This is a genomic window from Corynebacterium efficiens YS-314 (assembly GCF_000011305.1).
In the GTDB taxonomy this organism is placed as follows: Bacteria; Actinomycetota; Actinomycetes; order Mycobacteriales; family Mycobacteriaceae; genus Corynebacterium; species Corynebacterium efficiens.
Window position 1 is genome coordinate 1492670 of sequence record NC_004369.1, and the last position, 19487, is coordinate 1512156.

General features: G+C 66.0%; 19 protein-coding genes. 14 read left to right on the forward strand and 5 right to left on the reverse strand.

The genetic code is table 11. The features are described from left to right. Window positions 1–77 precede the first annotated feature (77 nt). Both CE_RS07130 and CE_RS07135 read left to right on the forward strand, forming a co-directional pair. The gene (locus CE_RS07130) at window positions 78–1556 is read left to right on the forward strand and encodes a peptide MFS transporter (protein WP_035109523.1); all 1479 of its coding nucleotides are present in this window, start codon (window positions 78–80) and stop codon (window positions 1554–1556) included. 24 nt (window positions 1557–1580) lie between these two features. Further along, window positions 1581–2144, forward strand: coding sequence for an HD domain-containing protein (locus tag CE_RS07135; RefSeq protein WP_006769386.1), 564 nt, complete (start codon window positions 1581–1583; stop codon window positions 2142–2144). A 6-nt stretch (window positions 2145–2150) separates the two neighbouring features. Here CE_RS07135 and CE_RS07140 read toward each other — a convergent pair whose 3' ends face one another. Both CE_RS07140 and CE_RS07145 read right to left on the reverse strand, forming a co-directional pair. Further along, window positions 2151–2573, reverse strand: coding sequence for a hypothetical protein (locus tag CE_RS07140; RefSeq protein ID WP_006769387.1), 423 nt, complete (start codon window positions 2571–2573; stop codon window positions 2151–2153). 42 nt (window positions 2574–2615) lie between these two features. Then, entirely contained in the window at window positions 2616–3323 is a 708-nt protein-coding gene (locus tag CE_RS07145) for an IclR family transcriptional regulator (protein ID WP_011075441.1), read from the reverse strand. A gap of 319 nt (window positions 3324–3642) precedes the next feature. Here CE_RS07145 and leuC point away from each other — a divergent pair, with 319 nt between their 5' ends. Both leuC and leuD read left to right on the forward strand, forming a co-directional pair. Next, window positions 3643–5088: a 3-isopropylmalate dehydratase large subunit gene (gene leuC / locus CE_RS07150; protein WP_006769390.1), complete on the forward strand. Its 1446-nt coding sequence runs from the start codon at window positions 3643–3645 to the stop codon at window positions 5086–5088. A gap of 44 nt (window positions 5089–5132) precedes the next feature. Then, complete coding sequence (gene leuD, locus CE_RS07155; RefSeq protein WP_006769391.1) at window positions 5133–5723, forward strand: 3-isopropylmalate dehydratase small subunit; 591 nt, start codon at window positions 5133–5135, stop codon at window positions 5721–5723. Between the two features lie 73 nt (window positions 5724–5796). On the opposite strand, the gene CE_RS07160 is transcribed toward leuD, so the two are convergent. After that, window positions 5797–6810 (reverse strand): NUDIX hydrolase, encoded by a 1014-nt coding sequence (locus CE_RS07160; protein WP_035109526.1) that lies wholly within the window; start codon window positions 6808–6810, stop codon window positions 5797–5799. A gap of 260 nt (window positions 6811–7070) precedes the next feature. Between CE_RS07160 and CE_RS07165 the strand changes: the two genes are divergently transcribed. Together CE_RS07165 and CE_RS07170 are read left to right on the forward strand one after the other, a co-directional pair. Beyond that, window positions 7071–8090, forward strand: coding sequence for an NAD(P)H-dependent glycerol-3-phosphate dehydrogenase (locus tag CE_RS07165; protein ID WP_006769393.1), 1020 nt, complete (start codon window positions 7071–7073; stop codon window positions 8088–8090). A 24-nt stretch (window positions 8091–8114) separates the two neighbouring features. Then, on the forward strand, window positions 8115–9200 hold the full coding sequence (locus tag CE_RS07170) for a D-alanine--D-alanine ligase family protein (protein ID WP_011075442.1): 1086 nt from the start codon (window positions 8115–8117) through the stop codon (window positions 9198–9200). Window positions 9201–9648: 448 nt separating this feature from the next. On the opposite strand, the gene CE_RS07175 is transcribed toward CE_RS07170, so the two are convergent. Together CE_RS07175 and CE_RS07180 are read right to left on the reverse strand one after the other, a co-directional pair. Continuing rightward, window positions 9649–10647, reverse strand: coding sequence for an LLM class flavin-dependent oxidoreductase (locus CE_RS07175; RefSeq protein WP_006769395.1), 999 nt, complete (start codon window positions 10645–10647; stop codon window positions 9649–9651). 74 nt (window positions 10648–10721) lie between these two features. Beyond that, complete coding sequence (locus tag CE_RS07180; protein ID WP_006769396.1) at window positions 10722–11666, reverse strand: DUF3515 domain-containing protein; 945 nt, start codon at window positions 11664–11666, stop codon at window positions 10722–10724. A gap of 168 nt (window positions 11667–11834) precedes the next feature. Here CE_RS07180 and CE_RS07185 point away from each other — a divergent pair, with 168 nt between their 5' ends. From CE_RS07185 to CE_RS07220, 8 genes are read left to right on the forward strand one after another with little or no spacing between them, the layout of a single operon-like run. Further along, window positions 11835–12821, forward strand: a complete 987-nt coding sequence (locus tag CE_RS07185) for a thiamine-phosphate kinase (RefSeq protein ID WP_006769397.1) — start codon at window positions 11835–11837, stop codon at window positions 12819–12821. Window positions 12822–12830: 9 nt separating this feature from the next. Continuing rightward, a complete protein-coding gene (locus CE_RS07190) occupies window positions 12831–13547 on the forward strand; it encodes a uracil-DNA glycosylase (protein WP_006769398.1) in 717 nt (238 codons plus the stop codon). An 11-nt stretch (window positions 13548–13558) separates the two neighbouring features. Continuing rightward, window positions 13559–15262: a DAK2 domain-containing protein gene (locus CE_RS07195; RefSeq protein ID WP_006769399.1), complete on the forward strand. Its 1704-nt coding sequence runs from the start codon at window positions 13559–13561 to the stop codon at window positions 15260–15262. A gap of 4 nt (window positions 15263–15266) precedes the next feature. Next, the gene (locus CE_RS07200; RefSeq protein WP_006769400.1) at window positions 15267–17390 is read left to right on the forward strand and encodes an ATP-dependent DNA helicase RecG; all 2124 of its coding nucleotides are present in this window, start codon (window positions 15267–15269) and stop codon (window positions 17388–17390) included. 51 nt (window positions 17391–17441) lie between these two features. Beyond that, entirely contained in the window at window positions 17442–17654 is a 213-nt protein-coding gene (locus CE_RS07205) for an acetyl-CoA carboxylase biotin carboxyl carrier protein subunit (RefSeq protein WP_006769401.1), read from the forward strand. Between the two features lie 2 nt (window positions 17655–17656). Beyond that, on the forward strand, window positions 17657–18265 hold the full coding sequence (locus tag CE_RS07210) for an RsmD family RNA methyltransferase (protein ID WP_006769402.1): 609 nt from the start codon (window positions 17657–17659) through the stop codon (window positions 18263–18265). Further along, window positions 18262–18741, forward strand: a complete 480-nt coding sequence (gene coaD / locus CE_RS07215) for a pantetheine-phosphate adenylyltransferase (RefSeq protein ID WP_006769403.1) — start codon at window positions 18262–18264, stop codon at window positions 18739–18741. Before CE_RS07210 ends, coaD begins: the two co-directional genes overlap by 4 nt. Before the next feature lie 2 nt (window positions 18742–18743). After that, complete coding sequence (locus tag CE_RS07220; RefSeq protein ID WP_006769404.1) at window positions 18744–19487, forward strand: sulfite exporter TauE/SafE family protein; 744 nt, start codon at window positions 18744–18746, stop codon at window positions 19485–19487.

Here is a 19487-nt window from a genome sequence, read left to right on the forward strand (position 1 = left end):
CCCCTGTATTGAACAGTGTTCAATCAACGGGGGTGAAAATGGGAGCTGCGGGGCGTGAGGGTGCATAATGTCTCACCATGAACATAATTGAACACCGTTCAACTCGGGTTGTGCCGGTGAGGCATCCCCGCTCCATGCCCGCGATGGTCACCATCGAGATGTGGGAGCGTTTCAGCTTCTACGGCATGCAGGCCATCCTCGCGTACTATCTCTACGCCCGGGTGGGCGACGGCGGACTGGGGATGGAAACCCACCATGCCACCGCCGTGGTGGGTGCCTACGGGGCCTTCCTCTACCTGTGTACCTTCGCCGGGGGCTGGATCAGCGACCGTCTGCTCGGCGCGGAGAAAACCCTCCTGGGTGGGGCGGTCGCCCTGGTCATCGGCCACCTGGGTCTGTCTGTCATCCCGGGGTATCCCGGCCTCGCGGTGGGCTTGATCCTCATCGCCCTGGGCTCCGGATTCCTCAAGACCGCGGCGATCACCATCCTGGGAGGTTCCTACCCGGCCACCTCGGGGAAGCGGAGCGTGGGGTTCCAGTACTTCTACCTCGGCATCAACATCGGCGCCTTCCTGGGTCCACTCCTCACCGGATGGCTGGCGGTCCACCATGGCTACCATGTGGGTTTCGGCGCCGCGGCAGTCCTCATGCTCATCGGTCTGCTCTCCTATCTGCGGATGCGCCCGGGCATGCTGGAATCCCTGCCGGAGGAGGTCCGGGGCTCCATACGCGCCCCCGCCCAGCCCCTCAGTCCTGCGGGGAGGGTGACCACCCTGACGGTCACCGTGATCGCCACGGCCCTGGTGGCCGGGGTCCTGGGCACCGGAATCCTGCCACCGGGCATGCTGTCCCATGTCCTGCTCATGGGCACGGTGACCGTTGCGCTCGTGCTCGTCCTGCAGATCCTCCGATCCCCGCAGGTCACCGCAGCTGAACGACGCCGGGTCGTGGCCTTCCTTCCGCTCGCGCTGGCCTCCGTGGCCTTCTGGGCACTACAGGCCCAGATCTATGGTGTGCTCGCTGTGTATTCCGATCTCCGCCTCAACCGCGAGGTCCTCGGCTGGGAGATCCCCGCTGCCTGGACACAGTCACTGAACCCCCTGTTCATCCTGCTCTTCACCTTTCCCCTGGCCTACCTCCTCTCCCGCCGGGGAGACCGTGATCCCCACGCGTCGACCAAGATGGGTGGTGGCGTGATACTGGCGGGTTCGGCCATGCTCATCCTGCTGCCGTTTGTGGGCGGTGGCCCCGGCTCCACCCCGTTCATGGCGCTGGCCCTCACCATTGCCGTGATGACCCTGGGCGAGTTGTTCATCGGGCCGGTGGGTATGGCCTCGACCTCCACCCACGCACCACGGGCATTCGCGACCAGATTCTCCGCCCTGTATTTCCTCACCATCGCGATCGGCACCTCGGCCGCGGGATCCCTGTCGACCCTCTATGACCCCACCTCCGCGACCGCGGAAGCCCGTTACCTCCTCCTCATGGGGGCGGCGGCGATGCTCATTGGCGTGGTCACCCTGGGGTGGTCCCGGTGGCTGCGTTCCCGGGCCTAGGAACGCTGCATTAGTCTGGCCCACATGAGCATACTCACCCCCAGGCTGCGCCGGGCGATCACCGTGGCCGCCGTGGCACACCGTGATCATGTCCGCAAGGGCAGTGGGATCCCCTACATCACGCATCTGTTCTCCGTCATGCACCTGCTGAGGTCGGTGACCGATGATGAGGATGTGCTCATCGCGGGCCTCCTGCATGACACCCTGGAGGATGTCCCCGAGCATTATTCCGCCGGGCATCTGGAGGCGGACTTCGGGGCCCGGGTGCTGCGGCTGGTGCGCGATCTGACCAAGGACGATTCCCTGCCCCGGTGGCGGGACCGCTCGGAGGCCTACCTCAACCATCTCGAACACCACGCCGACCGCGATGCCGTACTCATCAGCCTGGCGGACAAGACCCACAACCTCATGTCCATCTTTGATGATCATGAGGTCATCGGCGAGCGGTTGTGGGAGAGGTTCAACTCCACCAGGGAGGAGAACCAGTGGTGGTATGCGCAGATCCACCGCGTGGCGGTGGCACGGGTGGGGCGCAACCAGCTCACCGATGAGCTCGGCGAGCTGGTGCGGCGGCTGCAGCTTCTCTGATGCCGGTTAACGCCCCAGCTCCTCCGGGGTGCAGATGGGCACGAGCGAGATGAAATGCTCTGAGGCACCCCTGCTGCGCAGGTCGGTGTTGCTGTAGCAACCCCGGAGCAGTCCGGTCTGGGTGGTGCCGGCGTGTTCCACGGGCCACCACCGGCCATCCTGGAATTCAAAAGCCTCCAACCAGTCGGTCTGGTACTGGCCCACCCACGCGAACTGGTTGTCGCAGTAGACAACGGAGGTGCGGTCGGACCCCCGCCACTCCGGGAGGGCCTCGTTGAACAGGTGTGGGGAACAGTCACCGTGCTGAGGCATCAGATAGGAGCTGAGACCTGCGGAGCTGCCCGTGTCCTGCGCAGAGGCGGGAACCAGGTTGGCGGTGCCGGCGGTGAGGGTGAACGCTGCGGTCAGGGCAGCAGGAGTGCGTTTCATGGACACAGTGTAGAGCAGATGTGCGACCGCTACGCGCACAATCTACAGCAGAGCACCGAGGCGGTCGGCGGCGTCGATAAGCTCGGTTCCCCACAGGGCTGCGGGGTGGGGGCGCAGGCGCTCGGCCGCGCCCGAGATGGACAGCACGGCGATCATGGAACCGTTGGAGTCGAAGACGGGACAGGAGAGGCTGGCCAGGCCCACCTCGCGTTCGCTGACGGATTCCGCGAGGCCGGTGGCGCGCACCTGATCCAGATCGGCGGGCGTGAAGGCGCCGGGGGCAACGCCCGGGTTGTGGGCGGCGAACACCCGGGCCGCGGAACCGGCGTGGAGCGGCATGCGGGTACCCACCGGGACGACGTTTTTCAGCCCCGAGGAGGGTTCCTGGCTGGCCACGCAGGTGCGGGAATTCCCGGTGAGGCGGTAGAGCTGGACGGATTCGCCGGTGCGTTCCATCAGGTCGGTCATGATGGGCACGGCGATGTCGATGAGGGTGTCGGTGCCGCGGGCCCCGAGGGAGGCCAGGCGCGCACCGATGGTCCAGCGGCTGTCCCGGGAGCGGGCCAGCATGCCGTGGACCTCCAGCGCGGAGGCCAGGCGGTGGGCTGTCGCGCGCGGCAGGGAGGTGGCCGCCGCGAGCTCGGCGAGTGAGCGGGGCTGTTCGGCGATGACATTGAGGATGGTCACCGCCCGGTCGAGTACCTTGATGCCACTTTCCGTGGTGATCTCATGTTCTTCTTGCTGTCCCATGCCTCGAATCTATCAGTCCACTGTGTGGGACACCGTCAGTGGTGGGCCTGTCTGGGCTTGTCGACGCCTTATGTATAGGCCCCGTGATTCGCGGGCGTAACGGTGATCATGCGCGCAGCGTGACAAATGGGGGTGGGAGTGCGCTATACTATCCCATGAAGCGAAACGGCTGTCCCAAAGAGTGGGATTTTGGCTGGTTGGGCGGGCATGGTTCCACGGCGCGGAATTAGCCACCTCAAACCCCTGATCATCCCACCCCGGACGGATATGTCACCCCGCGGATTCAACCACTTCACACAGTTTAGGACGGTGAATTTCCATGACCAGCCCCGTGGATGCCAGCTCCTCGAAGGAGAAGCTGACCCTGGCAGAGAAGGTGTGGCGCGACCATGTCGTGTCCAAGGGAGAAAACGGCGAACCCGATCTCCTCTACATCGACCTGCAGCTGCTGCATGAGGTCACCTCCCCGCAGGCCTTCGACGGTCTGCGCATGGCCGGCCGCAAGCTGCGCCGTCCGGACCTGCACCTGGCCACCGAGGACCACAACGTGCCCACCGAGGGCATCAAGACCGGCTCCCTGCTGGAGATCAACGACCAGATCTCCCGCCTCCAGGTGTCCACGCTGCGGGACAACTGCAAGGAGTTCGGTGTCCGCCTGCACCCCATGGGTGATGTGCGTCAGGGCATCGTCCACACCGTCGGCCCGCAGCTGGGTGCCACCCAGCCGGGCATGACCATCGTGTGCGGTGACTCCCACACCTCCACCCACGGTGCCTTCGGCGCCATGGCCTTCGGCATCGGCACCTCCGAGGTCGAGCACGTCATGGCCACCCAGACCCTGCCGCTCAAGCCGTTCAAGACCATGGCCATCGAGGTCACCGGTGAACTGCAGCCGGGCGTGTCCTCCAAGGACCTGATCCTGGCGATCATCGCTAAGATCGGCACCGGCGGCGGCCAGGGATACGTCCTGGAGTACCGCGGCGAGGCCATCCGCAAGCTCTCCATGGATGCCCGCATGACCATCTGCAACATGTCCATCGAGGCCGGTGCCCGCGCGGGCATGATCGCCCCGGATGAGACCACCTTCGAATACGTCAAGGGCCGTGAGATGGCCCCGACCGGCGCGGACTGGGATGAGGCCGTGGCCTACTGGAAGACCCTGCCCACCGATGAGGGTGCGGAGTTCGACAAGGTCGTGGAGATCGACGGTTCCTCCCTGACCCCGTTCGTCACCTGGGGCACCAACCCCGGCCAGGGCCTGCCCCTGTCCGAGTCCGTCCCGGATCCCGAGGACTTCACCAACGATAATGACAAGGCCGCCGCGGAGAAGGCCCTGCAGTACATGGACCTGACCCCGGGCACCCCGCTGCGCGAGATCAAGATCGACACCGTGTTCCTGGGGTCCTGCACCAACGCACGCATCGAGGACCTGGAGATCGCCGCGGAGATCCTCAAGGGCCGCAAGATCGCCGATGATATCCGCATGATGGTGGTTCCCTCCTCCACCTGGGTCAAGCAGGAGGCGGAAAAGCTCGGACTGGACAAGATCTTCATCGAGGCCGGCGCCGAGTGGCGCACCGCGGGCTGCTCCATGTGCCTGGGTATGAACCCAGACCAGCTCAAGCCCGGTGAGCGTTCCGCCTCCACCTCCAACCGCAACTTCGAGGGCCGTCAGGGCCCGGGTGGACGCACCCACCTGGTGTCCCCGGCCGTGGCCGCCGCCACCGCCGTCCGCGGCAAACTGTCCTCACCGGCGGATCTGTAACCGGACCCCGACCCCCATCAAACGGACCTTAAAGGAGTTTTCCCGTGGAGAAGTTCATCAAGCACACCGGCGTCGGCGTCCCACTGCAGCGTTCCAACGTGGACACCGACCAGATCATCCCCGCCGTCTACCTCAAGCGCGTCACCCGCACCGGTTTCGAGGACGGCCTGTTTTCCAACTGGCGCAAGAACGACCCTGACTTCGTGCTCAACCAGGACACCTACAAGAACGGCTCCGTGCTCATCGCCGGACCGGACTTCGGCACCGGTTCCTCCCGTGAGCACGCCGTCTGGGCCCTGATGGACTACGGTTTCCGCGCCGTGTTCTCCTCCCGTTTCGCCGACATCTTCCGCGGCAACTCGGGCAAGGCCGGTCTGCTCACCGGCATCATGGAGCAGTCCGACATTGAACTGCTGTGGAAGCTCATGGAACAGACACCCGGCCTGGAGATGACCGTCGACCTGGAGAACCAGACCGTCGTCGCCGGTGACACCGTGATCAGCTTCGAGGTGGACCCCTACATCCGCTGGCGTCTCATGGAGGGGCTCGACGATGTCGGCCTCACCCTGCGCAAGGTCGACGAGATCGAGGCCTACGAGGCAAAGCGCCCGGCCTTCAAGCCGAGCGCGCTGTAGATCTGCAGTCAATAGGAAGAGGGCCCCGGGGTGGAAACCATCCTGGGGCCCTTACCGTTTGTTCAGACCGGAGTTATTTCACCGGCAGCGCGCTGGCAAGGTAGTCAGCCCCGGTGAGCACCTCGTTGTGGAAGCTCAGCACCCACACGGAACCCTTCCTGGTTTTCAGTTCCTCCTCAGGGATGGGGAGGGTACCGTTTTCTGCAAGCCAGGACAGCATTCCGGGGATCACCTCACCCTGGCCGACGATGACCGGGACACCGCCCTCACCGACGACCTCCATGAAACGCTTCTTCGCCGCCTCGGGGTTCTCATTCCAGGCCTCATCACCGAAGAGCCTGTTCACCCCGATGTCCAGACCGAGCTCATCGGCCAGGGGCAGGGCAGTGGTCTGGCAGCGGTCCGGGACCGCGGAGTAGATCGCGGTGGGCTTGAACGGCAGCAGCATGGGCACGAGCATCTCCGCCTGCCGGCGCCCCTTCTTGTCCAGGGGGCGTTTGTTGTCATCGCCGGCCCAGGTACGCCGCGCATGGGCGCGGGCGTGACGGATATAGAGCACCCGGGTGGTGGTGGGGTTCTGGAAACGTTTCTTCGCCTTGGCCAGCACCTCGGTGTCCACCTGGTAGCTCAGCAGGTCGCAGGCCTCATCGATGGGCAGCCAGCGGATCTCATCCACTTCATCATTGGGCACGAACTGACCACCGAGGACCTTGGCGGTCCAGTAGTAGACCACCTTGGTGCGGTCGAGTACCGGGTAGGTGACCTTGCCGATGAGTTTGCCCAGGCGGATATCATATCCTGTTTCCTCGGCGATCTCGCGGGCACAGGTGGTGGGGATGGACTCACCCGGGTCGACCTTGCCCTTGGCCAGCGACCAGTCGTCGTAATGCGGACGGTGGATGACGGCGACCTCGATGGAGTCCGGGTCGAACATGTCACCGCGCCACAGGACGGCACCGGCGGCCAGGGTGGGACGGGTGAACTCCTGGGTGGGTTTGGAACCGATCTTCTGCAGGCGACCGTTGATCAGCATGGCTGAGTCCTGGTCCTTGTCCGTCTCATGGGGCATCTGGGATTTCTTGGGCATTCTCGGTTCACCTTTCGCGACAGTGTGCGGGGTAGTTGTGAGAACCTCCCGGCGGCTGGTTTCCATGGCCTGCGGGGCAATCACGCGCATTTCCTGCTGGTATTTTATCCATTGTTCACCACAACGGTGGCTATCGCATGTTGTGCCGCGGCGTGTTTGCTCACATCTGCTGTCTTCAGTGATTCCCGATGGTCAGATCCGAGGGAGAGTGGCCTGCGCCGAGCAGAGTCGATGGGATACCCTGAGACGGTCAATGAGTAGTGATCGAAAGGGTGTGGCAGTTGGTTTCCGTAGCGGTGATGGGTGCGGGTTCCTGGGGAACCACCCTGGCCAAGGTCTTTGCCGATGCCGGCAACACCGTCCAACTGTGGGCCCGGCGCGAGAGTCTCGCCGAGACGATCCGCACCAGCCGGGAGAATCCCGACTACCTGCCGGGGATCACCCTGCCGGACTCGGTCATCGTCACCTCCGATGCTCAGGCCGCACTCGACGGGTGTTCCATCGTGGTGCTCGGTATCCCCTCGCAGGCGCTGCGCACCACCCTGGTGGAGTGGAGGGATCTCATTTCCCCCGATGCCACACTCGTCTCGCTGGCCAAGGGTATCGAGAAGGACACCCACCTGCGGATGAGCCAGGTGATCGCGGAGGTCACCGGTGCTGATCCTTCGCGGATCGCGGTGTTGTCCGGCCCGAACCTGGCCCGTGAGATCGCGGAGGGCCAGCCGGCGGCCACGGTGATCGCCTGTGAGGACGAGAACCGGGCCAAGCTGGTGCAGGCTGCGGTCGCAGCACCGTATTTCCGCCCCTACACCAACACCGATGTCATCGGCACGGAACTGGGTGGTGCATGTAAGAACGTCATCGCCCTGGCCTGCGGTATCGCCCACGGGTTCGGCCTGGGGGAGAACTCCAATGCCTCCCTGATCACCCGGGGGCTCGCGGAGATCGCGCGTCTGGGCGAGGCCATGGGGGCGGATCCCCGCACCTTCGCCGGGCTCGCCGGTATGGGGGACCTGGTGGCCACCTGTTCCTCGCCGCTGTCACGTAACCGCACCTTCGGTGACCGTCTCGGCCGGGGTGAATCATTGGAGCAGGCCCGCGAGGCCACCCATGGTCAGGTGGCCGAGGGTGTGATCTCCTCCCAGTCCATCCATGACCTGGCGGTCGGGTTGGGCGTCGAGATGCCCATCACCCAGGCCGTCTACGCGGTGTGCCATCAGGGGATGGCGGTGCGGGAGATGGTCGACGCGCTGATGGGCAGGTCGAAGAAGGCGGAGTGAGAGAACGTTGTAAGCTTTGCCGGTGTGAGTAACTCAAATTCCGCCAAAGTCCGCGTCGCCGTTCTCTATGGTGGCCGCAGCGCCGAGCACTCGGTGTCGTGTGTGTCCGCCGGTGCCATCATCGCGCACCTTGATCCCGAGAAGTATGAGGTCATCCCCGTCGGTATCACCACGGATGGCGCCTGGGTGGTCGGCGAATCCGATCCGGAGCGTCTGCGCCTGGTCGACCGCACCATGCCCGAGGTGCAGCGCCGGGAGGAGATCCGCCCCAGCCTGGATCCCGCCCACCGCGGTGAGTTCCACTTCGCCGACGGGTCCCTCTATGCCACCGCGGATGTCATCTTCCCGGTGCTGCACGGTCGTTTCGGTGAGGACGGCACCATCCAGGGCATGTTCGCCCTGTCGGACATCCCCGTGGTGGGGCCGGGTGTGCTGTCCTCGGCTGCGGGTATGGATAAGGAGTTCACCAAAAAGCTCATGGCCGCGGAGGGCCTGCCGATCGGCCGTGAGGTCATCCTGCGTGATCGCGCCGAGCTGACCGACGCGGAGAAGAAGCTGCTGGGCCTGCCCGTCTTCGTCAAACCCGCCCGGGGTGGTTCCTCCATCGGTATCTCCAAGGTGAGCCGGTGGGAGGATCTTCCTGCTGCCGTCGACCTGGCACGCCAGCATGATGAGAAGGTCATCGTCGAATCCGAGATCGTCGGCCCCGAGGTCGAGTGCGGTGTGCTGCAGTACCCGGATGGCCGCATCGTGGCCTCGCTCCCGGCGATGCTGCGCGGCACCGAGGACGGCGAGGGTGGTTTCTACGACTTCGACACCAAGTACCTCGACAATGTGGTTACCGCGGAGATCCCGGCACCCCTTGATGAGGAGATCATTGAACTGGTGCAGTCCCTGGCCGTGGAAACCTTCCAGGCCCTGGCCTGCGAGGGTCTGGCGCGCGTGGATTTCTTCGTCACCGCCAACGGCCCCGTTCTCAATGAGATCAACACCATGCCGGGTTTCACCCCGATCTCCATGTACCCGCAGATGTTCGCTGCGTCCGGGGTGGGCTACGAGGAGCTTCTCGACGTCCTCGTCCAGCAGGCACTGCACCGCTCCAGCAACTAGCAAAGTCCTCCCAGATAGATGAGGTTCTCCCTCGCTTTGTCGGGGTGGGGCGCTGCTGATCACCCCACGATCTATCACCGGGTGAAGAGGTGGCCGGGCGACTCCCGTCAGCTCCTGATTCGATTATTCATCCACAACCGGCGCCCATCTGCGGGCTGAGGGCGGATAGTCACCTCCAGCGGGGACTTGAAGGGCACTATCCGCCCTCACCGCCCATCGTGGGCCCCGGGTGTGGTGGAATAATCACAGCACCGGGGGTATCGGGGAAAATAACGCAGCACCACCCGGTGAAAACAAGCCCTCCAATTTGCCGCCTGCGCCCGTGGAACACCCTCTCCCAGCTTGTCAAACCTGATTGCGTGGGGTGATCCTCCTTTGAGACTGTGGTCGCCTCATGTGTTCATGGGGTCCCTCACCGGCAGTTACAGAGACACCCCGCCAATCGGTGTCACCGCCCGCCCTGGAACCATGCCTCGGCCAGCAGCTGCAGGGAACGCTCCCGCACCTTCGGGTCGAAGGCGTAGGTGACGGTGATCAGCTCATCGGCGCCGGTGCGCTCCACGAACTCCTCCAGCTGGGCGGTGGCCGTCTTCGGTGAACCCACCGCCTGGATCTGCAGCATGGACTGGGCCCCACCGCCACCGGGGAGGGTCGCCGGATCCACCGGGGGTTGGAGCTTCCGGCGCTGCCCGGTCTGGATGTCGGCGAACATCTGCTGGATCACGGTGAATTCGCGCTCGGCCTCGGCATCGGTGTCGGCGACCAGGACATTGATGCCGGCCATGATGTAGGGCTTGTCTATCTGCGCGGTGGGCATCTCGGTGGAGAAGGTGTCCCGGTAGACCCGGATGGCCTGATCGATCTGGTCGGGTGCAAAATGCGAGGCGAGGGAGAACGGCAGGCCCAGCTGTCCGGCGATGGCGGCGCCGTTGATGGTGGACCCCAGTACCCAGATCGGCACGTCGGTACCGGCGGAGGCGGCGGAGACAATCGGCATGCTGTGGGAGGATCCGGCCTCGCTGAACCATCCCTGCAGGTCATAGATGCTCTCGGCGAAGGCCTGCGGTTCGGCGGAGGAGCGGCTGAGTGCCTGGGCGGTCATCCCATCGGTTCCCGGTGCGCGGCCCAGACCCAGATCGATCCGGTCGCCGAACATGTTGGCCAGGGTGCCGTACTGTTCGGCGACCATCAGTGGGGCGTGGTTGGGGAGCATGACCCCACCGGAGCCCACCCGGATCCGGTCGGTGACGGAGGCCGCCTGCCCGACCAGCAGTGCGGTGGCACTGGAGGCCAGGTTCACGGTGTTGTGGTGCTCGGCGAACCACAGCCGGTGATACCCCAGTTCATCGGCGAGCCGGGCGGCGTCCATGGAGGCTGCGATGGCATCGCGGGCGGTGGAGCCCTCGGAGATGGACACGAGGTCGAGGATGTTCAACGGTACTGACATTGGTTCTTTCCTTGTGCGAACGGGGACGGGGTGTGCTGTCACCGGAGCCTACCTGCGTTCGCCAGGGCGACCAGCTAGGCAGCCGGGACGTGCTCCTCGATCGCCTCGCTGATCTGCACCAGCGCGCCACCGGCGTACTGCGGCAGTGACACCGCGATATCCGTCTCGCGGCCCAGGGCGTACCAGGTGGCGGAGGTGGTGCCGGTGGCCAGGATGGTGTCCTCGAACCACGGGATGTCATTGATCTGCTGGAGGACGGCACCGGCCTCGTAGTTCTCCGAGGGCTCAACGCCGCAACGGATCACGATCGGTTCCAGGCCGGGGGATTGCCAGGCGACGGCGTCATCGCCGTAACCGGCGGCGGCCATGGCGGGATCATCGATCAGCTGGTAGGTGATCGCATCCTCACCGGAACCCACCTCGAGTGTGGCAGGCAGGGCGTCGATAAGCGCACTGCAGTCCCCGGACCCGCTTGCGGCCAGCTGGGACAGCGGCGCCGGGAACGGCTCACCCTCGCGCTGGTCCAGCGCACCCACCGCATCGGTGAAGGGGGCCACCGGGTTGTCGGCGTTGCCGGTGCTCATGTCATCGGCGGTGATGGCGACCACGGGGAAGCGGTCGACGGAGTACCACGTCTGCAGGGAGGACCCCGCGGTGACATCCGCCACCGGCAGCCAGGTCACCCCGTCCACCTCGACGGTCTCGGCGAGTTCGGTGTACTGGAACGGCATGTCCACACCACAGCGCAAGGTCACCCGCTCCAGCTCGGAACTGGCCCATGCGGCCACACCGGCGGGCACCGGCTCGATGATCTGGGCGCGGGTGTGCCCGAAGGCGGAATCCGGCAGGGACTCGATGAGCGCGGCGCATTCTGCGGACTCGGCCTCCGGGGCGGGCAGGGTACTCATCGCCACCTGCTGCTGGCCCGCCGGGCCGAGCAGCACACGGGCACCCACCAGCACCCCTGTGGTGAGCAGCAGGGAGAGGACCAGGGCGATGACGATGGGGGTTTTGTTCATCCCCCGGGCGGCCCCACCCGCGGTGGTGGTTCCAGCAGGACGAGAGGGTGCAGACCCGTTATTGTTTTCGGCACTCATGATCCATCAGCCTACCCGTGGGTGGTTAGACTGGAAAACACTGATCACCAGTAGATATTTCCCCCAAAAGCCTGAGGAGCTGACCCCGACGTGCCGAATGTGAAATTCCCGGAACACCTGCAGGGCGGGCCCACCGTCGGCGAGATCGGAGAATTCGAGGTGATCCGGGTCATCACGGAGCAGGCCAGTTCCGCCCTCAACGGTGATGATGCCGCCGTGCTACGCCACGCATCCCCCAATTCCCGCGCGGTGGCCACCACCGACATGCTGGTCGAGGGCAGGCATTTCCAACTGGACTGGTCCACCCCGGAGGAGATCGGGCAGAAGGCGATCGTGCAGAACTTCGCCGACATCGAGGCCATGGGTGCCCGCCCCATCGCGGCCCTGCTGGCATTATCCGCCCCCACCCACACCCCGGTGGAGTTCGTCCGCGGCCTGGCACGCGGCATCGGTCAGCGGGTGGAGGAGTACTCCGCGGAACTCGTCGGCGGTGACATCACCTCCGGCACCTCCCTGGTGCTGTCGGTGACGGCCCTGGGATCCCTGGGGGGCTCCCTGCCGGAACTCACCCTCAACCGCGCCAGGCCCGGCCAGGTCGTGGTCGCCCACGGTCGCATCGGCTACTCCGCCGCCGGCCTGGCCCTGCTGCAGCGTTTCGGGCGCGCCGGGGTGCCGGAGGAACTGACCCCCCTGGTGGAGGCCCACTGTGCACCGAGGCTCAACCCCGGTCGCGGGATGATCGCGCGTGCCGCCGGGGCCACCGCCATGACTGACAACTCCGACGGCCTCATCGTGGATCTGTCCCAGCTGGCCCGGAAATCTGGCGTGCGCATCAACATCGAGTCCGGCACCATCGCCCCGGATGACCTGCTCAGCGCCGCCGGCGAGGCACTCGACCGTGACCCCTGGGAGTGGATCCTGGCCGGCGGGGAGGACCACACGCTGCTGTCCACCACCTTCGGCGACCCCCCCAGTGGTTTCCGTGCCATCGGCCAGGTCACAAAGCCCCGCCCCGATGACCCGGTCACCGTGGACAAGAAAACCCCGGCGTACGCATCGGGCTGGCAAAGCTTCTAGGCTGGCGCCATGCCTGTCGACGAACAACCCACCACCCCCGAAGCAGTCCAGTGGCGGACCATCGAGGATCTGCCCATCCACCCCTCCTGGCGGAAGGTCCTGGAACCGGTCATGGATCAGATCCGTGACCTGGGGCAGTTCCTCACCGCGGAAACCCAGGCCGGGCGCGGATTCCTCCCACCCGAACCGGACATCTTCCGGGCCTTCAGTTATCCCTTCGAGGAGGTGAAGGTGCTCATCCTGGGCCAGGATCCCTATCCCACGCCGGGGCATTCCATGGGCCTGTGTTTCTCCACCCAGCCCGGGGTGCGGCCCCTGCCACGCAGCCTGGTCAATATCTTCAAGGAGATGGCCACCGACCTGGGGGTGAGCATCAACGCCACCGACGGGGACCTACGCCCCTGGTCACGCCAGGGTGTCATGCTGCTCAACCGGGTGCTCACCGTGCAACCCGGCAACTCCAACAGCCACAAGGGCCGGGGTTGGGAGGCGGTGACCGAGGCGGCGATCACGGCACTCGGGCAGCGCGACCAGCCACTGGTGGCCATCCTGTGGGGCAGGCAGGCGCAGGCGGTGCAGAAATTCCTCGGGGACACCCCGTGCATCACCTCGGCGCATCCCTCACCGCTATCGGCGTCCCGCGGTTTCTTCGGTTCCCGCCCCTTCAGCACCACCAACCGGATGCTGGATGACCTGGGTGCCACCCCCGTCGACTGGCGACTGTAAAGTAAGTCACTATGTCAGACCTCAGCAGCACGACCCCGGCACCGGCTAACACCCCCGCACCGGTGCAGGTGCCCGCTGAAACCCTCTCCGCCGCCGGTGTGCTCGGGTGGGCGAGCAGGGCCGTGGCGGAACTCTCCGCCCGTCGCGCGGAGATCAACGCCCTCAATGTCTTCCCGGTCCCGGACGCCGACACCGGCTCCAACATGACCCACACCATGGAGGCCGCCCTCAACGAGGCCCGCAAACTCGACCCCGACGCCACCGTCGCCCGTATCACCGAGGCCCTGGCCGTCGGCTCCGTGCGGGGCGCACGCGGCAACTCCGGGGTGGTGCTCAGCCAGGTGCTGCGCGCCATCGCCCAGGCCGCCGCCGACGGGGTGGTCGACGGCCGCACCATCCAGAAATCCCTGTCCATCGCCCGGTCCCTGGTGGACCGCGCCATCACCGATCCCGTCGAGGGCACCGTGGTCACCGTCCTGCGGGCCGCCGCCATCGCCGCGGAACAGGCCGTGGAGGAGGGATACGGATCGCTGACCGAGGTGGTCAACCACGCCGTCTGGGCCGCCCGCACCGCCCTGGCCCGCACCCCCTCCCAGCTCGAGGTCCTGCGCGAGGCCGGGGTGGTCGATGCCGGGGGACAGGGACTGGTCATCCTCCTGGAGAGCCTCCAGCAGCAGATCACCGGTGCCCCCGGCCCCGACGGTGGTCTGGACGCCGGCACCCAGACCGGCACCCGCTCCCCGGAGGGTGCCTCCCGGCCCATCACCATCGACCATGACTCCCACGGCAGGGTCGGCGACCTGGAGGTGATGTTCTACCTCACCTGTGCGCAGGCCGAGGACTTCGATGCGCTCCAGCAGGAGATCGCCGGTCTCGGCGACAGCCTGCTCATCGCCCGTGAATCCGACACCCGCGGCACCGTGCACATCCATTCGCGCCGGGCCGGTGAGGTCATCGAGGCGGCCTTCCGGGCCGGTGAGGTCACCCACCTGCGCCTGGAGATCCTCCCGGAGGCACACTCCACTGAGGTGCCACGCCGTGTGCTCATCGCGGTCACCCCGCATGGTTCACTCGCGGATCTCTACCGGAGCGCCGGGGCCACCGTGGTCACCCGTGATACCGCGGAACTGACCGAGGCGGAACCGTCCAATGAGATCGTCTCGGAGATCGTCGCCGCGGCCCGGGCCACCCGGGCCGATGAGGTGATCCTGCTGCCCAACGGTCTGTTGACCAAACGGGAGCTGGTCTCCATTGAGCGCTCCAGCCACGCCTTCGAGCAGGCTGTGACCATCCTGCCCACCTCCACGCTGGTCGCCGGGATCGCGGCCCTGTCCCTCCACGACCCCAGTCAACCCTTAGGCGTTGATTCCTACGCCATGGCGGAGGCGGCCAGCGCGATGCGCACCGCCGAGCTGCGCGTGGCCGGCAGCGCCGCCCTCACCCAGGCGGGCGCCTGTTCCAAGGGGGACCTGTTGGCGTTCTCCGGCCAGGAGATCCTGCTCATCGCGGAGGAACTCAACGATGCACTGTCCCGCACCTGCCTGCGGCTGCTGGACGGCGGTGGGGAACAGGTGACCCTGCTCATCGCCCGCGACCGCGAGAAGGACTTCGACGAGGACACCTTCCGCCGTGGCCTGGGCACCCATTCCCGTGTGGATCTGACCGTCTACCCGGCATCCGGAATGGAGAATCTCGTGGAGATCGGGGTGGAGTAGGCAGATGCTCGGCTGGCATGACACCCGCCTGCTCAAGGACATCCTCCCCGTCAAGGAGGCCCGCGCCATTGAGAAGGCACTCGGTTACACCACCGCCGGGGAACTGCTGCGCCACAATGTGCGCAAATACTCCCACCACGGTTCCGGCGTTGATCTGGGTGCGGCAGAGGAGGGGGATCTGGTCACCGTCGTCGGTGAGGTGGTCCACGCCGCCAAGTCCTATACCCGTACCGGCAAGCTGCTCTACAAGATCATCGTCGCCGGTGAATCCGAACAGGTGACCATCTCCTTCTTCGGTGCGCCCTATGTCCCGAAACTGCTGCCCCAGGGGGTGCGGGCGATGTTCACGGGCAAGGTGAAGTTCTTCCGTCGACAGCCGCAGCTGACCCACCCGGAGTTCATCGTCATCCCCGATGCCGGCTCCGGCGGCAAGGTGACCGGCACCGGCGGCATGAAGGCCCTGGCCGCCTACGGTGATGTGGAGGAGGTCGCCCGCAGCCTGGTCGAGCGGGAGTACCTGCCCATCTATTCCGGCACCGCGTCGATGACCACCTGGCGGATCATGGCCGCCATCCAGCGTGTCCTGGAGACCATGCCACCCGTGCCGGAACCACTGGGTGACACCCCACCCGGCATGCCCAGCTTCGAGCAGGCCCTGCGCGGCATCCACGATCCCGGGGCGGAGGGACCCGGCGCGTATGTGGACCGCCTCAAGTACAACGAGGCCCTGTCCCTGGCCACCGTGATGGCGTTGCGACGCGCCGACACCGCCTCCCGCAAGGCCCCGCCGTGCCCCCGGGCTCTCGGCGGGCAGCAGCGCGCCCTCATCGAGTCGCTGCCGTTCCCCCTGACCGAGGGGCAGAAAACCGTCACCCGCGAGATCAGCGCCGACATGGAACAACGCACACCCATGTCGCGTCTGCTCCAGGGTGAGGTCGGTTCGGGCAAGACCATCGTGTCCCTGCTGGCCATGCTCCAGGCCATCGACTCGGGCCGCCAGTGCGCGATGCTCGCCCCGACCGAGGTACTGGCCACCCAGCATGCCCGCAGCCTCACCACCATCCTGGGTGATGCGGGTGTCCAGGCCAGCGTCGTCCTGCTCACCGGGTCGATGAGCACCAAGGTGCGCCGGGAGGCGCTGCTCAATGTGATCTCCGGGCAGGCGGACATCGTGGTGGGCACCCACGCCATCATCCAGGACACCGTCGAGTTCTTCGATCTCGGCCTGGTGGTGGTTGATGAGCAGCACCGTTTCGGTGTGGAACAGCGTGACCGCCTGCGCACCAAGGGCCGGGAGGGGCTGACCCCGCACCTGCTGGTCATGACCGCCACCCCGATCCCGCGCACCATCGCCATGACCGTCTTCGGTGATCTGGCGGTGTCCACCCTGCGGGAACTGCCCGGCGGGAGGCGGCCGATCCAGACATCGGTGGTCCCGGCGGAGAAACCGGCGTGGATGAAACGGGCGTGGGAACGCATCGGGGAGGAGGTCAGCGCGGGCCACCAGGCCTATGTGGTCTGTCCCCGCATCGAGGGCGACGGCGGTGTGGTGAAAATTCACGACACCCTGCAGCACCGGACCTTCCGTGATCTCACCGTCGGCATGCTGCACGGACGCATGGACCCGGAGACCAAGGACCAGGTCATGCGGGACTTCGCCACCGGTGGGATCGATGTGCTGGTGTCCACCACGGTCATCGAGGTCGGCATCGACGTGGCCAACGCCACCGTCATGCTCATCCTGGAGGCCGACCGTTTCGGTGTCTCCCAGATCCATCAGCTGCGCGGTCGCGTCGGCCGAGGTGGGTTCGCCTCCCTGTGTCTGCTCCACACCGGTTTCGCCCTCGACTCCCCGCAGATGGGGCGCCTGCAGGCGATCGCCAACACCTCCGATGGGTTCGCCCTGTCCGAACTGGACCTCAAGGTCCGGCAGGAGGGCGATATCCTGGGTACCTCGCAGTCCGGCAGCGACACCAAACTGCAGTATCTGTCGCTGCTCACGGATCAGAAGATCATCGAACGCGCCACCGCGGACGCCGCCGAGCTGGTGGCCCGCGACCCCCAGACTGCCATGGCGCTGGTCAGTGACATCGCCCGCGACAATCAGGATTATCTGGAGAAGACCTGAATCATTTACCCCTGCACCGGGTTCAGGTCACTCTGCGTTAGTCTGTAACACATGAAGATCTGCGCACCCTTTGCCGGAATCGTCCACTATTTCGTCGCTGAAGGCGATGCCGTTGCCACCGGTGAACAACTCGGCACGGTGGAGGCGGTCAAACTCGAGGCACCCATCCTGGCACCCGGCCCCGGCGTGGTCGCCTCCGTGGCGTTCGATGACTTCTCCGATGTCACCGGCGGCGATGAACTACTCACCCTGGAGGCCAAATAATCATGGGACAGACCCGCATCATCTCCGGTGAGGCCCGGGGCCGTAAGATCCAGATCCCGCCGTCCGGGACCCGCCCCACCTCCGACCGTGCACGCGAGGGCCTGTTCTCCTCCCTGCAGGTCCGGTTCGGTTTCGAGGGGCAGGTGGTCCTCGATCTCTTCGCCGGTTCCGGTGCGCTCGGCCTGGAGGCCGCCTCCCGTGGCGCCGATGAGGTCGTGCTGGTGGAGAGCCACTCCAAGGCCGCGCAGATCATCCGCGCCAATGCAGGTGTGGTCAACCACCCCGATGTCCACGTCGTGGAGATGAAGGCCTCGACCTATCTGGCCACCGCACCGGATGCGCATTTCACCATGGTGCTGGCTGATCCACCGTATGAGCTGGCCGATGAATCGGTCGTCGAGATGCTCCACGCGCTGACCCCGAAGCTTCTCGACGGCGCGGTCGTCGTCGTCGAGCGCCACGTCGGTTCCCCGGAGACCGCCTGGCCGGCCTGGTTCGTGCCCACCACCCAGAAACTCAAGAAGCGCACCTACGGCACCGCCCGGATGGACATGGCTGTCTTCGACGCGGAACTGCTGAACAGCGACGACACCGAACAGGAGAACCCATGAAAGCCGTCTGCCCCGGATCCTTCGACCCCATCACGCTCGGCCACCTGGATATCATCACCCGCGCCGCCGCCCAGTTCGAGGAGGTCACCGTCCTGGTCACCGCCAACCCGAACAAGAACTCCGGCCTGTTCACCGTCGAGGAGCGTATGGATCTCATCCGTCGGTCCACCGCGCACCTGAGCAATGTCAAGGTGGACACCTGGGCCACCCTGCTGGTGGACTACACCACCGCCCACGGCATCGGTGCGCTGGTCAAGGGCCTGCGCAGCTCCCTGGACTACGAGTATGAGCTGCCCATGGCGCAGATGAACAGGCGCCTGTCGGGTGTGGACACCTTCTTCCTGCTCACCGACGAGAAGTACGGCTATGTCTCCTCCACGCTGTGCAAGGAGGTCGCCCGCTACGGCGGGGACGTTTCCGGCCTGCTGCCCGAGGTGGTCGTCGACGCCGTGAAGCAGAAGTACACCCAGCAGTAGCGGTGGACGCGGCGGCGATCTTCGGCATCGTCCTGCTCGGTGCCTGCGTCCAGCGCGTCTCCGGTATGGGCCTGGGCCTGGTCGCCGCCCCGATACTCGCGGTGCTCCTCGGACCGGTGGAGGGCATCCTGGTCAGTAATGTCCTGGCTGTCATCAACGCCTCCATGACCACGGTGGTGCGCCGCCGCGATGTGGACTGGCGCCAGTTCGTGCTGATCTCCCCGGTGCTGGTGGTCGGCGCCGTACCGGCCGCCTGGCTGCTCACCGTCGCCGACACCCCGGTGCTGCTCGCCAGCGTCGGCGTCCTCATGCTGTGCGCCCTGGGCTTGTCGACGTTCGGACAGTCCCGCATCCCACCCGTGAGAACCAGGGCAGCGCCACTCATTGCCGGTGTGGCCGCCGGTTTCATGAACACCCTGGCCGCCATCGCCGCCCCCGCCCTGACCGTCTATGCGCAGGCCACCCGCTGGGAGCAGCGCAGTTTCTCCGCCACCCTCCAGCCGATCTTCCTCATGGCGGGGATCATCGCCGTGGCGGTGAAGGTGCTCGGTGGGGCAGCGGATCTGGACAACACCGATGTCTGGGTGTGGCCCGCCGGTATCGGGGGCATGATCTGCGGCATCCTCCTGGGTTCCCTGCTGAGCACCCGCATTCCGACCACCACCGCGCGCAGGATCGCCCTGATGATTGCCACCGCGGGTGCCGTGGTGGTGCTGGTCCGCGGTATCAGCGGAGCGATCGGGTAG

What these genes read in the sequence shown, in the direction of transcription:
- CE_RS07130 (WP_035109523.1), top strand. Translation starts at nt 78, where the DNA reads ATGAACATAATTGAACACCGTTCAACTCGGGTTGTGCCGGTGAGGCAT.
- CE_RS07135 (WP_006769386.1), top strand. Translation starts at nt 1,581, where the DNA reads ATGAGCATACTCACCCCCAGGCTGCGCCGGGCGATCACCGTGGCCGCC.
- CE_RS07140 (WP_006769387.1), bottom strand. Translation starts at nt 2,573, where the DNA reads ATGAAACGCACTCCTGCTGCCCTGACCGCAGCGTTCACCCTCACCGCC.
- CE_RS07145 (WP_011075441.1), bottom strand. Translation starts at nt 3,323, where the DNA reads ATGGGACAGCAAGAAGAACATGAGATCACCACGGAAAGTGGCATCAAG.
- leuC (WP_006769390.1), top strand. Translation starts at nt 3,643, where the DNA reads ATGACCAGCCCCGTGGATGCCAGCTCCTCGAAGGAGAAGCTGACCCTG.
- CE_RS07160 (WP_035109526.1), bottom strand. Translation starts at nt 6,810, where the DNA reads ATGCCCAAGAAATCCCAGATGCCCCATGAGACGGACAAGGACCAGGAC.
- CE_RS07175 (WP_006769395.1), bottom strand. Translation starts at nt 10,647, where the DNA reads ATGTCAGTACCGTTGAACATCCTCGACCTCGTGTCCATCTCCGAGGGC.
- CE_RS07180 (WP_006769396.1), bottom strand. Translation starts at nt 11,666, where the DNA reads ATGAACAAAACCCCCATCGTCATCGCCCTGGTCCTCTCCCTGCTGCTC.
- CE_RS07190 (WP_006769398.1), top strand. Translation starts at nt 12,831, where the DNA reads ATGCCTGTCGACGAACAACCCACCACCCCCGAAGCAGTCCAGTGGCGG.
- CE_RS07195 (WP_006769399.1), top strand. Translation starts at nt 13,559, where the DNA reads ATGTCAGACCTCAGCAGCACGACCCCGGCACCGGCTAACACCCCCGCA.
- CE_RS07200 (WP_006769400.1), top strand. Translation starts at nt 15,267, where the DNA reads ATGCTCGGCTGGCATGACACCCGCCTGCTCAAGGACATCCTCCCCGTC.
- CE_RS07205 (WP_006769401.1), top strand. Translation starts at nt 17,442, where the DNA reads ATGAAGATCTGCGCACCCTTTGCCGGAATCGTCCACTATTTCGTCGCT.
- CE_RS07210 (WP_006769402.1), top strand. Translation starts at nt 17,657, where the DNA reads ATGGGACAGACCCGCATCATCTCCGGTGAGGCCCGGGGCCGTAAGATC.
- coaD (WP_006769403.1), top strand. Translation starts at nt 18,262, where the DNA reads ATGAAAGCCGTCTGCCCCGGATCCTTCGACCCCATCACGCTCGGCCAC.